The sequence below is a fragment of the Streptomyces sp. NPDC001700 genome, from assembly GCF_053596435.1.
Genome location: NZ_JBSFGE010000029.1, coordinates 95,671 through 110,491 on the forward strand (window position 1 = coordinate 95,671; position 14,821 = coordinate 110,491).

14 protein-coding genes and 1 pseudogene are annotated in these 14,821 nt (G+C 68.8%); 10 read left to right on the forward strand and 5 right to left on the reverse strand.

Annotated elements, in window-relative coordinates; translation table 11 throughout:
• Nucleotides 1-32: 32 nt before the first annotated feature.
• The 3 genes from ACWC5C_RS35980 to ACWC5C_RS35990 form a co-directional block, all read right to left on the reverse strand.
• Nucleotides 33-1,457: an LLM class flavin-dependent oxidoreductase gene (locus ACWC5C_RS35980; RefSeq protein ID WP_450882526.1), complete on the reverse strand. Its 1,425-nt coding sequence runs from the start codon at nt 1,455-1,457 to the stop codon at nt 33-35.
• 186 nt (nt 1,458-1,643) lie between these two features.
• Entirely contained in the window at nt 1,644-2,438 is a 795-nt protein-coding gene (locus ACWC5C_RS35985) for an IclR family transcriptional regulator (protein ID WP_450882527.1), read from the reverse strand.
• Between the two features lie 128 nt (nt 2,439-2,566).
• The gene (locus ACWC5C_RS35990) at nt 2,567-3,937 is read right to left on the reverse strand and encodes an MFS transporter (protein ID WP_450882529.1); all 1,371 of its coding nucleotides are present in this window, start codon (nt 3,935-3,937) and stop codon (nt 2,567-2,569) included.
• Between the two features lie 198 nt (nt 3,938-4,135).
• Between ACWC5C_RS35990 and ACWC5C_RS35995 the strand changes: the two genes are divergently transcribed.
• From ACWC5C_RS35995 to ACWC5C_RS36040, 10 genes are all read left to right on the forward strand, one after another.
• On the forward strand, nt 4,136-4,933 hold the full coding sequence (locus ACWC5C_RS35995; RefSeq protein ID WP_450882531.1) for a 2-keto-4-pentenoate hydratase: 798 nt from the start codon (nt 4,136-4,138) through the stop codon (nt 4,931-4,933).
• A 48-nt stretch (nt 4,934-4,981) separates the two neighbouring features.
• Nucleotides 4,982-6,283 (forward strand): flavin monoamine oxidase family protein, encoded by a 1,302-nt coding sequence (locus ACWC5C_RS36000; RefSeq protein ID WP_450882533.1) that lies wholly within the window; start codon nt 4,982-4,984, stop codon nt 6,281-6,283.
• Nucleotides 6,284-6,330: 47 nt separating this feature from the next.
• Nucleotides 6,331-7,806: an aldehyde dehydrogenase (NADP(+)) gene (locus ACWC5C_RS36005; protein WP_450882535.1), complete on the forward strand. Its 1,476-nt coding sequence runs from the start codon at nt 6,331-6,333 to the stop codon at nt 7,804-7,806.
• A 28-nt stretch (nt 7,807-7,834) separates the two neighbouring features.
• Nucleotides 7,835-8,602: an SDR family NAD(P)-dependent oxidoreductase gene (locus ACWC5C_RS36010; RefSeq protein WP_450882537.1), complete on the forward strand. Its 768-nt coding sequence runs from the start codon at nt 7,835-7,837 to the stop codon at nt 8,600-8,602.
• A gap of 18 nt (nt 8,603-8,620) precedes the next feature.
• Nucleotides 8,621-9,382 (forward strand): SDR family NAD(P)-dependent oxidoreductase, encoded by a 762-nt coding sequence (locus tag ACWC5C_RS36015; RefSeq protein WP_450882539.1) that lies wholly within the window; start codon nt 8,621-8,623, stop codon nt 9,380-9,382.
• Between the two features lie 87 nt (nt 9,383-9,469).
• The gene (locus tag ACWC5C_RS36020; RefSeq protein WP_450882541.1) at nt 9,470-10,183 is read left to right on the forward strand and encodes a GntR family transcriptional regulator; all 714 of its coding nucleotides are present in this window, start codon (nt 9,470-9,472) and stop codon (nt 10,181-10,183) included.
• Between the two features lie 115 nt (nt 10,184-10,298).
• Nucleotides 10,299-11,366 carry an Ldh family oxidoreductase gene (locus tag ACWC5C_RS36025; RefSeq protein WP_450882543.1) on the forward strand — a complete coding sequence of 356 codons (1,068 nt, stop codon included), beginning with the start codon at nt 10,299-10,301 and terminating at the stop codon, nt 11,364-11,366.
• Nucleotides 11,363-11,665 (forward strand): putative quinol monooxygenase, encoded by a 303-nt coding sequence (locus tag ACWC5C_RS36030; protein WP_450882545.1) that lies wholly within the window; start codon nt 11,363-11,365, stop codon nt 11,663-11,665. The genes ACWC5C_RS36025 and ACWC5C_RS36030 overlap by 4 nt, the downstream gene beginning before the upstream one ends.
• Nucleotides 11,666-11,683: 18 nt before the next feature.
• Nucleotides 11,684-12,118 carry a cupin domain-containing protein gene (locus tag ACWC5C_RS36035; protein WP_450882547.1) on the forward strand — a complete coding sequence of 145 codons (435 nt, stop codon included), beginning with the start codon at nt 11,684-11,686 and terminating at the stop codon, nt 12,116-12,118.
• Entirely contained in the window at nt 12,115-13,542 is a 1,428-nt protein-coding gene (locus ACWC5C_RS36040) for an aldehyde dehydrogenase family protein (RefSeq protein WP_450882549.1), read from the forward strand. Before ACWC5C_RS36035 ends, ACWC5C_RS36040 begins: the two co-directional genes overlap by 4 nt.
• Here ACWC5C_RS36040 and ACWC5C_RS36045 read toward each other — a convergent pair.
• Both ACWC5C_RS36045 and ACWC5C_RS36050 read right to left on the reverse strand, forming a co-directional pair.
• Nucleotides 13,482-14,480 carry a helix-turn-helix domain-containing protein gene (locus ACWC5C_RS36045; protein WP_450882551.1) on the reverse strand — a complete coding sequence of 333 codons (999 nt, stop codon included), beginning with the start codon at nt 14,478-14,480 and terminating at the stop codon, nt 13,482-13,484. The genes ACWC5C_RS36040 and ACWC5C_RS36045 overlap by 61 nt on opposite strands.
• Before the next feature lie 134 nt (nt 14,481-14,614).
• Nucleotides 14,615-14,821: pseudogene (locus tag ACWC5C_RS36050) on the reverse strand (hypothetical protein); the annotation flags it as partial.

The following is a 14,821-nucleotide window of genomic DNA, read 5'->3' on the forward strand; positions in this document are numbered from 1 at the left end:
GGCCAAACGGTGAAGTGGGGGTGTGCGGGCCGTCAGACCCGTGCTCCGCTGAGGGTGACCCGCTGCCGGTCGCCCTCGGGGAGGGCGGAGCGGACCTTCGAGGCCGGGTGGTCCGGCAGCGTGCTGCGCCGACCCGCTCCGTAGAAGCTCTCGCGGAGCGTGGTGGCGTTCTCGTCGTAGCTCTCGCGCGCCAGGCCCTGTCGGCGCAGCTCCGGAAGGGCCAGCTCGATGAAGTCCTCCCAGCCACCGGGCTTGGTCGCGTAGCTGACGTTGAAACCGTCGAGGTCGGCCACGTCCCGCCACCTGCGCAGCTCGGCCGCCACCGTCCGCGGCGAGCCGACGATGACCGCGCCGGTACCGCCGATGCCGATGAACTCGGCGATCTGGCGGGTGGTCCAGGTCCGCGTGGGGTCCGCCTTGGAGAACATCTCCACCATCGAGCGCGAGCCGTCCACCTCCACGTACTCCAGCGGCATGTCCGGGTCCACGCCGCTCAGGTCGATCCCGGTCCAGCCCGCGAACCGGGCCAGTGCGCCCTCGTAGCTGACGTTGCGAAGGTGGCGCTCGTACTTCTCCCGCGCCTGGGCGTCGGTGGGCGCGACGATCACGGTGATCAGCGCGAGGACCTTGACGCTCCGCGGGTCGCGCCCCGCCTCGGCCACCGCGGTACGGATCTTGTGGACGCTGCGCCGGGTCAGCTCGGGAGTCATCGTGTTCACGAAGACCGCTTCGGCGTTCTGGGCGGCGAAGAGCATTCCCCGGGAGGAGGCCCCGGCCTGGAAGAGCATGGGGGTGCGCTGCGGGGACGGCTCGCACAGATGCAGCCCCGGCACATCGAAATAGGTGCCCTGGTGGTGAATCGGATGGACGCGCCGCGGGTCGAGATAGGAACCGGCCGCTGCGTCGCGGATGACCGCGTCGTCCTGCCAGGAGCCCTCCCAGAGCTTGTAGCAGACCTGCAGGTACTCATCCGCCATGTCGTAGCGCTTGTCGTGCGGGATCTGCGTGCCGAGCCCGAGATTGCGCGCGGCCGATTCGTTGTAGGAGGTGACGATGTTCCAGCCGACCCGGCCGGCCGTGAGGTGGTCCAGCGTGCTGAACTTGCGGGCCAGGGCGTAGGGCTGTTCGTACGTCAGGGACGAGGTGACGCCGAAGCCCAGGTGACGCGTGGCCGAAGCCATCGCCGAGACGACCAGCGCGGGGTCGTTGATCGGAAACTGGGCGGCATCGCGCAGGGCGGCGTCCGGGGACCCGCCGTAGACGTCGTGGTAGCCGACGGTGTCGGCGAAGAAGATGCCGTCGAAGCAGGCCTCTTCCAGCATGCGGGCCGTGTCGGTCCAGTAGCTCAGGTCGGTGTATCGCCGGCCCTCGTCATCCGGGTCGCGCCAGGAACCCGCGGTCAAATGCGCGGGAGCGGACACATCGAAGGCGAAGAACTTCAGCGGCTGATTGCTCATGCTGCGCTCCAGAGTGATGTGGAACGTTCACTAAGCGAACGTCGCGTTCATGTTGCGACGCCCAGAAGGGTCATGTCAACAGAGTGGATGCGGCTGCTTTACGTCGAACCTGAACGCCGCGTTCGATTAGCGGTCGCCTGGAGACACAAAAAAGCCGCCGCACATCGCGGCGGCTGAACAGCCCGGTCACTCAGATACGGAGTCCTGCCAGAACACCTCGATCAACCGGTCGACGATGGTCTGCATCTGCTGAAGGGCCTCGGGGATCTGGGCCCGGCTGAACCGGTACCGGGGCCCGTTGACGGTCAGGACCGCCACCAGAGTGCCGGACGAGTCGCGGAGGGGGCGCGACAGCGACAGCAGCTCCTCCTCCAGCTCGTTGTCGATGACGGCGAAACCCTGCTCACGGACCTCGTCCAGCTCCCTGAGCAGGGTCGCCCGATCGGTGATGGTGCGCGAGGCGAAGGACTCCAGCTCCTTCGGCAGAAGGGCGACCACCTTCTCCACGGGCATCTCCGCGAGCAGCACCTTGCCGGTGGAACTGGCGTGCAGGGGGTAGTGCAGCCCCACCATGTTGTGCTGCACGATGCCCACCACATGTGACCCCGTGGCCTCGGCGACCACTTCGAGCCCGTCCTGAAGATCCGGCACCGAGAGGGTCACCTGCTCGTTGAACTTCTCCGACAGCTCCTCCAGCAGCGGCTGCGCGCGGGCGACGAGACCCGCGTGCGGATCCGCGTAACGGCCGAGCCGCGCCAGCTCCCAGCCGAGGATGTAGTTGTTGCCGACGCGGTCGACGAACCCGCTCACCTCGAAGCTGTGCAGCAGGCGAAACGCGGTGGGCCGGGAGATCCCCGTGGCTTTCGCGAGCGTCGTCACGGTGGCTCCGGACCGGGGCTGGGCCGCCAGCTCGCGAAGCAGCCGCACACCCTTGGTCACCGACTTGTTCGTCATCTCTACCGGTGCGGACGCGTCGCTCATGGGGCCCCTTCGTGGTGCAGAACGCTGCGCGCGCACGCAGCTCAAACCTTCCTCTCTGCCACTCTAACGTCTACATGTTCAGATACTGAACGCACAGCGGGTCCGCCCCCGTGGGGCAGCCCGGGCCTTCAGGCCGGGGTCTTCCCCGGACGAGGCCTGCCGCGGTGCGGGGCGGAGGTCTCACTCAGCGGCCGGCCGGTGGTCTCCGGTGCGAGGACCTGGGAGACCACGGCGCCGACGACACAGACTCCGGCCGCGATGAGCATGCTCGGCCCGGGGCCGAGGTTGTGCATCGACCACGGCAGCAGGAAGGTGCCCAATCCGGCGCCGACGCGGCTGAAGGCGCAGCCGAAGCCGGTCCCGATGCCGCGGATCTCGGTGGGGAACACCTCGCCGGGATAGACACCGGTGATGGCCGTGGGGATGGCGTTCGTGAAGGCGAAGACGAGGAAACAGACAAGGACCAGAGCGGGCGGCGCGGAGGTCCACAGCCCGATGATCAGGAGGACGAGCGCGCACACCCACTGGGTGGGAATGATCAGCTTGCGGCGGCCGACACGTTCGATGAGTGCCAGGGAGACCAGCACGCCGACCAGGGCGAGCCCGTTGAGGCCCAGGGCCCCGCCGAAGCCGTCGCCGAGACCGTAGTCGGACAGCACGCTGGCCGCGAAGGTGGCGATGGCGAAATACGGGGTGACGGTGCAGAACCAGAACACGGAGACGAAGGTCGTGGTCCGCCAGTAGTCACGGGAGAACAGCATCCCGAAGGTGCCCTGACGGGTGGTTTCACCGGCGAGGTCGAGGACGTCGGCGGGGGATTCGAGATAGTCGTGGGCGATCCGGTGCGCTTCCTCGGTACGGCCCTGGTTCATCAGCCAGCGCGGCGACTCGGGGAGGCCGAGCCGGGCCAGGAACAAGATCGCCGCTGGCACGGTGCTGGAGCCGAGGATGATCCGCCAGTCCGCCGAGAACACCGAGCTCATCGCGTAGCCGACACAGAAGGCGAACATGAAGCCGACGTACCAGGCGACCTCCGAGAGGGACATCAGCCGTCCGCGCAGGCGCGCCGGGGCGAATTCGGCCAGCAGTGGCCAGCTCACTGAATAGTCGGCCCCGATCGCGATCCCCATCAGCAGGCGCACGCCGAACAACTGCCAGGTCGAGTCGACGAAGAACTGCAGGACCGAACCGACCAGGAAGAGCGCCAGGTCGAGGGTGAACGTCGGCTTGCGGCCGAGTTTGTCGGCCAGCCAGCCGCCCAGCGGTCCGCCGATGAAGATGCCGATCAGGGCGGACGCCCCGGTCAGCCCTTCCCAGAACAGGGACATGTGCAGCTCGGCGGTGGCGGCGGCGATGGCGGTCCCGATGATGCCGAGGATGTAGCCGTCGATGAACATGCCGCCGACGGTCAGACCGGTCAACTTGATCATGAATCGCCGTTTGTCGACCGGACCGGCCTCGTCCGTCGCCACGGGATCGGATTCGTTGATGGTGGTCACACTTCAGTCCTTCCTGAACAGAAGGTGTTCAAATACTGAGCACCACGACCAAAATTTTCGGAAGCGTGGCATGAACATCAAGGCCCGTCAAGGCTTCCGGACAGCCCTGCGACTCTTGACAGCAGGGCACACGCGACCCACCATCACACTCACCTTGCTTGAACGTTCAGTTCACTATGTGAACGCCAGGAGATGTGGGTGGCTTCCATGCAGACGTCCGAACTCCACGACATCGCTACGGCACTGCGCACGGCGCGAGCCAGCGCCAAGCCCGTCACCGCGCCGACGACGACCTGGCCCACCCTCGACGCGGACAGCGCTTTCGCGGTCCAGCGGATCGCCATGGAAGCGGCCATCGCCGACGGCGACCGCCTGGTCGGTTACAAGCTGGGCAACATCGCCAAGGTGATGCAGGACGCCTTCGGTCTCGACCAGCCCGACTACGGGTATCTGCTCGGATCGACGTTCGCCTACGAAGGCGTCCCGCAGGAGCGGCAGCGCTACATCGAACCGTTCGTGGAACTCGAACCGGCCTTCATCCTGGGGCGCTCCCTCAGCGGTCCCCACATCACCGTCGCCGACGTCATCAACGCCGTCGAGTACGCCGTGCCCGCCATCGAGATCATCGACTCGCGCGTGGAGAACTGGGCGATCGGCCTGCCGGACACCCTGGCGGACAACGGCTCGACCGGCGCCGTCATCCTCGGCGGAACACCACGCCGCATCGCCGACCTCTCGCTGAGCGACACCCGAGGGGTCCTGCACTTCAACGGCCGCCAGGTCATCGAAGGAAGCACCAGGAACATCCTCGGCAACCCTTTCGCCGCCACCGCATGGCTCTGCAACCGGCTCGCCGCCTACGACATCGCCTTCGAACCGGGACAGGTCATCCTCCCCGGCAGTTGCCTGCGGGCCGTGCCCATGAACGAGACCGGCCACTGGGCGGGCACCTTCGAGGGCTGGGGAACGGTCGAGTTCGACGTGTCCACGGCGTAGTCGGCACCCGTCACACGGATAAGGCCCGTCACACAGGAAAGGGCAGACATGGAACAGCAGGCAGACGTGGTCGTCGTCGGAGCGGGAGTCGCCGGACTGATCACCGCGCGCGAACTGAGCCGCCAGGGAGTGCGGACCGTCGTCCTCGAAGCGCGCGACCGGATCGGCGGCCGGACCTGGACCGATCACCGTCTCGGCCGGGACCTGGAGATCGGCGGCACCTGGCTGCACTGGGTCCAGCCGCACGCCTGGGCGGAGGTCACCCGCTACGGGCTGGACGTCACCCGCGGGCCCCGCTCGGAGGAAACGTACTGGCTCGCCGGTGACGATGTGCGCCGCGGGACGCTGGACGACTTCATGAACCTGATCAACCCGGGCATGACCCGGCTGCTGGAAGACACCATGAAGTGGATCCCCCGCCCCGACGCACCCCTGACCGTGCGGCGGCTGGCCGACGTCGACCAGTTCACCCTCCAGGAGATGCTCGACGAACTCGACCTGCCCGTCGAAGAGCGCAACGCCAACGAAGCCGCCTGGGTCGGACACTTCAACGCCCCGCTCCCCCAGTGCGCCTACCTCAGCGCCCTGCGCTGGACCGCCGCGACCGCCGGCTCCTGGCACCTGATGCACGAAGCCTCCGCGATCTTCCGGCTCACGGACGGCACGCGGGGCCTGGTGGAAGCCATCGCCGCCGACTCGGGCGCCGACATCCGCCTCGAAGCCCCGGTCCGCTCGATCACCCACGACGAGCGGGGAGCCGAGATCACCTACGGCGACGGCCGCACCCTCCGGGCCCGGCGCGTGGTGATCACCCTGCCGCAGAACCTGCTGCACCAGCTCGACGTCACCCCCGCGCTGCCGGAAGACAAGATCCACCCCAGCCTGGAGAAGACCGCCTCCCGGGGCGCCAAGGCATGGATCCGGGTGCGCGGCCCCATCACCCCGTTCTTCGCCTACTCCTCACAGCACCACCCGCTCTCCGTGGTGCGCACCGAGTTCATCGGGGCGGACGACGCCGTACTGGTCGCCTTCGGCGCCGACTCCTCCCGGGTCGACGTCAACGACCCGAAGGCCATCGACGCGGCGCTACGGGTCTGGCGCGATGACCTCGACGTGCTCGAAGTCGGCGGGCACGACTGGATGGCAGACCCCCACTCCCAGGAGACCTGGCTGATCCAGCAACCGGGCCAACTCACCCAGTATCACGAGGCGTTGCAGGCGAGCACCGGGGTCCTGCACTTCGCGAGCAGCGACTTCGCGAACATCTGGGCCGGTTTCATCGACGGCGCCATCGAAAGCGGCACCCGAGTGGCCCGCCACGTCCACACCAGCCTGGAACAGCGGCACTGAAAACACACCGCCAAACACCGACACCGACACCGACGAGGAAACACTGCATGACCACCACTGCGGACGCCCTGTCCACGACCTCCACCGAGCAGCTCGATGAGCAGGTCCGAGCGGCCCAGACGGCGTACGAGCAGGCAACGGAGGTGCCGCCGCGCCGACGGGCGGAGTGGCTGGAGGCCATCGCCTCAGCGCTGGAAGAACACGCCGAGGAACTGGTGCCGCTGGCCGAGCAGGAGACACACCTGACCACGGGACGTCTCCAAGGCGAGCTGAAGCGCACCGTCTTCCAGCTCCGGTTCTTCGCCGACGAGATCGTCCGCGGCGAACACTTCGCCGCCACCATCGACCACGAAGACCCGTCCTGGGGCATGGGGCCACGGCCGGATATCCGGCGCGTCAACGAACCGCTCGGCGTCGTCGGCGTCTTCGGTGCCTCCAACTTTCCCTTCGCCTTCAGCGTGATCGGCGGAGACTCCGCCTCCGCGCTCGCCGCCGGATGCGCCGTGGTGCACAAGATCCACGAAGGCCACCGTGCCCTCGCCGTGCGCACCGGGCAGATCGTGACCGAAGCGCTTCGGGCCGCCGGTGCCCCGACGAGCCTGTTCTCCACGGTGACCGGACGTGACGCGGCACAAGCCCTGGTGGACCATCCGCTCGTGCGGGCCGTCGGGTTCACCGGCTCCCCGACCGGAGGACGCGCCCTCTTCGACCGCGCCTGCCGCCGTCCCGTTCCCATCCCCTTCTACGGAGAGCTGGGCAGCGTCAACCCCGTCTTCGTCACCGAGAAGGCCTGGACCACCCGCCGGGACGAGATCCTGGCCGGTTACGCCAACGCCTCCACCATGGGCATGGGGCAGTTCTGCACCAAGCCCGGACTCCTCTTCGTGCCCGCTTTCGACGGCGACGAGGTCACCGACGTCCTCCGCCGGGAACTCGGCACCAAGCCGCTCACGGCGCTGCTGACCCCGAACCTGCGCGAAGCGTTCGACACGGCACTCGCTTCCGTGCGGGCCCTGCCGCGGGTGGACGAGCTGATCGCCGGCGACGATGCCGAGTCCCCCCGGCCGACGGTGCTGATCACCACCTCGGAGGCCGTCCGGGAAGACGCCACCGTGCTGGAACGGGAGATCTTCGGACCGGCCACGGTGATCATTCAGTACCGTTCCGAAAGCGAGCTGGAGGAACTCGCGTCGCTGCTGGGCGGACAGCTCACCGCCACCCTCCAGGCCGAGCCCGACGAGCAGCTCACCGGCCTGGTGGGCGTGCTGCGCGACAAGAGCGGCCGGGTGCTGTGGAACAGCTGGCCGACCGGCGTCACCGTCTCCTACGCCCAGCACCACGGGGGCCCGTACCCGGCCACCACCGCTCCCGCCACCACCTCCGTGGGCACCGCCTCGATCGGCCGGTTCATGCGGCCGGTGGCGTACCAGTCCTTCCCAGAGGGCCAGCTCCCACCGGCCCTGCGAGAGGCGAACCCCTGGGCCATCGCGCGCCGCGTGGACGGACACCACACACAGAACTAGCCGTCGGCACACATGAAGGAGGAACACGGTGAGGTTTTCGGGAAAGGCCGCCATCGTCACAGGCGGCGCGGGAGGCGTGGGCAAGGGTCTGGTACGCACGCTGACGCGGGAAGGGGCCGCTGTCATGGTGGCCGACGTCTCGGCGGATGGATGCCGGTCGCTGGCAAAGGAAATCGAAGCGGCGGGCGGCGCGATGCAGTTCAGCGTCGGTGACCTGCGGGAGAAGGCCTACTGCGAGCAAGTGGTCGCGGACACCCTGGAACACTTCGGCAGGGTGGACATCCTGGTCAACAACGCCGGGATCATCCCCCGGGGAACGATTCTGGAGACCTCCGACGACATGTGGCACACCGCCCTCGACGTCAATCTCACCGCGATGTTCTACCTGTGCCGAGCCGCCATTCCCGCCATGAAGGAACGTGGCGGAGGCGCCATCGTCAACACGTCTTCCGTATGGGGCGTGTACCCGGGTCCGCAGCACCTCGCCTACTGCACCAGCAAGGGAGCGGTAGCCGCCTTCACCAAGAGCCTGGGGCGCGACCACGCACCCGACGGCATCCGTGTGAACGCCGTCTGCCCGCACGAAATCAACACCCCCATGCTGCGCTCCGGGTTCGAGCGCCGGGGCCTGGATCCGGATCAGGCCGTCGCGGAATTGAACAAGACCGTACCGCTGGGACACATCGCGGAACCCGAAGAGGTCGCGGACGTCATCGCGTTCCTCGCGTCCAGCGAGGCCCGCTACATCGCCGGGGAGACCGTCGAGGTCACCGGCGCCAAGCCGGTGGCGAACTGAGGAGAAGGGAGAAGCACGGTGCAACTGGACGGAAAAATCGCCCTGGTGACCGGCGGCGGGCGCGGCATAGGCCGAGGCATCGTGGATCGTTTCCTGGAGGAAGGAGCGCGGGTGGCGGTCGTGCAGCGCCAAGCCCTGGACGCCGCGCTTCAGGACCACCCGCGGGTCGCTCATATCCAGGCCGACCTGAGTATCCCGTCATCGATCGCGACGGCGGTCGAGGGGGTCGTGGAGCGGTTCAGCGGGATCGACATCCTGGTCAACAACGCCGGGATCATGTTCGAGCGCGGTGTCTCCCACATTCAGGTGGAGGAGTGGGACCTCATGGTCGCCGTCAACATGCGCGCACCGTTGTTCCTGGCCCAGGCGGCTCTGCCGCATATGCGCGGACGCGGAGGCGGAAGCATCATCAATATCGGCTCCATCGAAGGGCTCGGGGCGAACCCTGGACATACGGCCTATTGCGCCTCCAAGGCAGGTCTCCATGGCCTGACCCGCGCCCTGGCGGTCGACCTCGGCGAACACAACGTCCGCTGCAACGCGATCGCGCCCGGCTGGATCACTTCCGAACTCAGCGAGAACTACCTGGCGTTGCACCCCGACCCGCCCGCGGCCCGTGACGCTCTCCACCGCCTGCACCCCCTGGGGCGCGTAGGCCAGCCCACCGATGTCGGCGACCTCGCCGTATATCTCGCGAGTGACAAGTCGGGCTTTCTCACCGGAGAGACCGTGGTGCTCGACGGCGGACGGACCGCGAAACTGCCCACACCGTCCTCATAGCTCCCTCCGCGTACGTACCGACCCCCTTCGCGATCAGCCCGCTAACCTGTATACAGAAGCGTGTGCGGCGGATCGGCGAGGAGTTTCATGGCCCGGGCGACTGGTAAGGGCGAGGCGGTCTACGAGCGGCTCAAGGGGGACATCGAGTCGCTTCGGCTGCGGCCGGGGGCCAAGCTGAGCGAGGTTCAGCTGGGTGAGGAGCTGGGTGCCTCGCGTACGCCGGTGCGTGAGGCCATCCGGCGGCTGGCCCAGGAGGGGCTGGTCGATTTCGCGCCGGGTGAGATGGCCCGGGTCGCCGCCATCTCGCTGGGCGGTGTGCGCGCGCTGTTCGAGTTCCGGATGCTGCTGGAGCCCCGGGCCGTCACGGCGGTGGCGACGGCGGGGGCGTCGGATGAACGCGTACTGGGCCCGTTCCATGAGCTGCTGGAGCGCCTGGAGGAGTTCGACGCCTCGTTCCGCGCGCTGGACACCGCCGCGCAGGTTCGGTCGTACCAGGAGTTCTACGACCTGGCCGAGGGCTTCGACCAGGCGGTCATCGCGGCGTGCCGCAATCCGTATCTCGCCCGCACCATCCGTGATCTGCGCAGTCAGACCGTCCGTCTGCGGAACATCTCGCACAGCGGTCCGCGGCGCATGCTGACGTCGCTGGAGGAGCACCGGGCGATGCTCAAGGCGATCACACAGGGAGACGCCCGAGCGGCGAAGGCGGCCTGCCTGCACCACCTGGCGCAGACCCTGCAGGCGCTCATCGACAGCCTGACGGGCGAGGATCCGACCTTCGGGGCCGACGTCCAGCTCTGACGGGCAGCTCTGACATCCAGGACTGACGAGCAGGACTGACCCGCAGACCTGTGGTTTCGGCGGGGCATGTGATGTATACAGAGATGAATACATCTGCTGATGCGAGGTCCGTCTCATGCCGTACACCGTCGGTGCCGCCGACCTGCTGGGGTTCGCCGCCGCCACCTCCGAAGCCCACGGCGTTCCCCCCGGGGACGCCCAGCTGCTCGCGGACACTCTCGTGACGGCGGAACTGTGGGGGCATCCGTCCCACGGGATGCTCCGCCTGTCGTGGTACCTCAGCCGTATCGCGAGTGGCGCGACGGTGGCGGTCGCCACCCCCGATGTCGTGAGCGACAACGGCGCCGTCCTCGTCGTGGACGGCCGCGACGGTCTCGGCCAGGTGATCACCGACCGCGCCGTGACCTGGGGTGTGGAGCGCGCCGGGCGGCATGGGATCAGCGCGGTCGCGGTGCGCGGCTCGGGCCATTTCGGGACGGCCGCGTACTTCACCCGCAAGGCCGCCGAGCAGGGCTGTGTGGCGCTGCTGGCCACCAATGCCAGCCCGGCGATGGCGCCGTGGGGCGGACGGGAGAAGCGGGTCGGCACCAACCCCTGGTCGATCGCCGCCCCGGGTGGCCGCTACGGCACGGTCGTGATGGACATCGCCAACACCGCCGTGGCGCGCGGCAAGATCTACCACGCCCGGGAGCGCGGCGAACCGATACCCGAGGGCTGGGCGGCCGACGCCGACGGCGTGCCGACCACCGATCCGCGCCAGGCCATCGAGGGCCTGATCCTGCCCATGGCCGGCCACAAGGGCTATGCCATCTCGTTCATGTTCGACGTGCTGGCGGGTGTCCTGACCGGCAGTGCGTTCGGCACTTCTGTCGTCGGCCCCTACCAGCCGACCGGCCGCAGCGGCGTCGGTCATCTGCTGATCTGCGTCGACATCCGGTCGATGGCCGATCCGGCCGAGTTCGAGCGGCGGATGGAAGCGCTGATCGAGGAGACCAAGGCCACCCCCACGGCCCCGGGCACCGCCGAGGTCTTCGTCCCGGGCGAGCCGGAGGTCCGTACTGCCGAGCGCCTGAGGACCGAGGGCATCACCGTCGCCGATGACACCTGGGCCGCCCTGGCGAGCATCGCCGACGCCACCGGTGTCCCCCTGCCCACCCCCGCCTTCGAGGAGCTTCCCGCATGATCGCGCTGACCGTTTCGCTCCAGGTCGTCCCCGGCCGCCGGGACGACTTCCTCGCGGCCATCGAGGAGAACGCCGGGCGTTCCTTCACCGATGAGCCCGGTTGCCGGTATTTCGACGTCGTGTGCGATCTGGCGGACGACCACCACTTCGTGTTCCACGAGATCTACGACGACGAGGCGGCCGTCGAGGCCCATCGCGCCGCCCCGCACTTCACGGTCTGGCGCGAGGCCGCCGGGAAGTACGTCGTCCCCGGCAGCCAGGTCAACACGCTCTCCCGTCGCCTCTTCCACCACTCCTGACCGAGAACGGAACTCGCCATGTGCACCAAGCCCGCGGCACCCAACCTGCTCATCCACCCCGACGAGGTCGAACGCTTCGACCGTGGCGGAGGCGTCGCCACCATCCCCTACGTCGGCAAGTGGAACTCCGAAACGGCCGTCATCACCACCGGCCAGACCGTTTTCCAGCCCGGTACGGGGCTGCCTCTGCACAGCCACAACGTCGAGGAGTCGGTCCTGATCCTCGAAGGCGAGGCGACCGCGGAGATCGACGGCGAGTTCTTCGATCTGGAGGCCGGGCAGGCGACCTGGGTCCCGGCCGGTGTCCCGCACCGGTTCTTCAACCGGGGCGCGGGCGTCATGCGGATCTACTGGGTCTACGGCGGCCGGAACGTCACCCGCACCATCACCGCCACCGGCGAGACCTTCGCGCACCTTTCCGAGCACGACAAGGGAGGGGCGGCCACCGCATGAGCGGCACCATCACGACCGTCAACCCGGCGACGGGTGAGGCGATCGCTACGTACGAAGGCTGGGACGCGGAACACGTCGAGGCCGCCGTGGCCCGGGCGCATGCCGCACACCGCGCCTGGGCCCTCGTCCCGGTCGCCGAACGGGCCGCCCGTGCGGGCCACCTCGCCCGCACCCTGCGTGCGCGCGAGGACCACCTGGCGTCCCTGGCCGTCCTGGAAATGGGCAAGCCCGTGGCGGAAGCGGAAGGAGAGGTCGAGAAGTCGGCGGTGACGGCCGAGTACTACGCCCGGCAGGGGCCCGGCATCCTCGCCGACGAGCGCGTCGAGGTCGACGGAGCGGAGGCCTGGGTGGCGTACGAACCGGCCGGGCTGGTGCTGGCGGTCATGCCGTGGAACTTCCCCGTCTGGCAGGTCATGCGCTTCGCCATCCCCTCGCTGGTGGCGGGCAACGGCATCCTGCTCAAGCACGCGTCCAACGTCACCGGCAGCGCGCTGGCCCTCCAGGACCTGTTCGTCGAAGCCGGTTTCCCCGAGCACCTGGTGACCACGCTCGTGATCGGCGACGGCGCCGTACCCGAGGTCACCGCGGGGCTCATCGAGGACGACCGTATCGCCGCCGTCACCCTGACCGGAAGCAACCGGGCGGGCGCGGCGGTCGGATCGGCGGCCGGGCACGCGGCGAAGAAGTCCGTTCTGGAGCTGGGCGGTTCGGACGCCTTCGTCATCCTCGACGACGCCGACATCGCGGCCGCCGCGGCGGCCGCGGTGCGGGCCCGCTTCGCCAACTCCGGGCAGAGCTGCGTGTGCGCCAAGCGATTCATCGTCAGCGCCACCGTGGCGGACGCCTTCACCGCCGCGTTCGTGGCCGGTGTCGAAGCCCTGCGCGTCGGTGACCCGCGCGACCGCGACACCCAGGTCGGCCCGCTCGCCCGTGACGACCTGCGGGCGGCGATCCAGCGGCAGGTCGAGGAGTCCCTCGCGGCCGGGGCCCGGCTGCTCACCGGGGGCAAGGCCCTGCCCGGCGACGGCTATTTCTACGAGCCGACCGTCCTGGCCGGCACCGGGCCGGGGATGGCGGCCTTCGACGAGGAAACCTTCGGGCCGCTCGCCGCCATCGCCGTCGCCCGGGACGACGAGGACGCCGTCCGGCTCGCGAACGCCACGCCGTACGGGCTCGGCCTGAGCGTATGGACGGCCGACCCCGCCCGTGGCGTCGCCCTCGCCCGCCGCGTCACCAGCGGGGCGGCTTTCGTCAACGCGATCGTCGCCTCCGATCCGCGCGTGCCCTTCGGCGGCACCAAGCGCAGCGGATACGGCCGCGAACTGGCAGCCGCCGGTATCCGCGAATTCACCAACACCCGCACCTACTGGGTGACCGCGCCCAGGCCAGAAGCGTCATGTGAACCGAGCGCCTGGTGTCGGTAGTCCCTGGGTGGCATGCCGTACTGGGCGCGGAAGGCGCGGGTGAAGTCCGCGGCGTGGGCGAAACCCCAGCGGGCGGCGATCTGGTGGATGGGGGTGTGCCGCAGCGCCGGGTCGGTGAGGTCGCGGCGGGTGCGTTCGAGGCGTTGGTGGCGGATCCAGACGGCGACGGTGGTGGTGCCTTCTTCGCGGAAGAGGCGGTGCAGGTGGCTGAGGGAGATGTGGTGTGCGTCGGCGATCACGCGGGGGGTGAGGTGGCGGTCGGCCAGGTTCCGCTGGATGAAGGAGTGGATGCGCAGGGTCAGCGTCCGCCGGCGGGTTTCCGGGGTGAGGTTGTCGTCGGCGTGGAGTTCGTGGGCGAACAGTCCGGACACCAGGTCGAGCAGGATGGTCCCCAGCCGGGGGCCGTCGGCGGGCTGAAAGGAGGTGCTGTCCGTCGTGACGGTGGTGAGGAACTGCGCCAGCAGGGCACCGAACCCGTTCTGCGCCGATATCCGGCGTCCGAGCAGCTTGTTGACCTTGTTCCCGGTCAACGTCAGCATCTGCTTGGGGATTTCGACCCCCACCCCCTTCACCGGGCCCGCGTGGGAGTCGAACGGCTGCGAGAAGTCGACCACGCACAGCTCCCCGGCGCCGGGTACGGTCTCCTGCCCGGCGTGGACCATGCCCATGGTCCCGCTGGCGACGATCGTCATGTGGAGCAGTTCGGGATCGGCCTGCCGGATCAGCTTGGGGGTCCGGTGAAAGCTCACCGCCTGGAAGGCCGTCGGCCACACGTACACGGCGCCGAGTTCCAGCACCCGCATGGATGCCCGGAAGTCGTCGGCGTGGTCACTGCTCATGTCCATCGGGGCGACTGTCTGGATCATCAGCTCGCGCCAGTAGTCGAACCGGTCCGCGGCGGATACGTCCTCGCTTCGGAACACCGTCTCGTGCACCATGGCCCTTCGCTGCCCTCACTGTTGAATGCCTGCCCCCCGTCGCCCCGCCTCAAGGGGCCCGGCACAGTCTCCTTGAGGACCCCGGCAAAGCTCGAATCGGCCTGCGAGAACAGGCCGAGAACCCGCACGGCAGCTCAGGCGCCCGTCGCCACCGCCACACCCAGCAGGAGCAGCACGACGCCGGTGGCCACGCCCAGCCTCCGGTGCACCACCGGCCGGGAGACCAGGGCGCGCCCCCGGTTGACGAGCCAGGTGAACAGCAGATACCAGCAGGCGTTGACCAAGGCCCACACCCCACCGAGAGCCGTGCTGGACAGGAAGACGGGCCCCGTCGTCGTGAC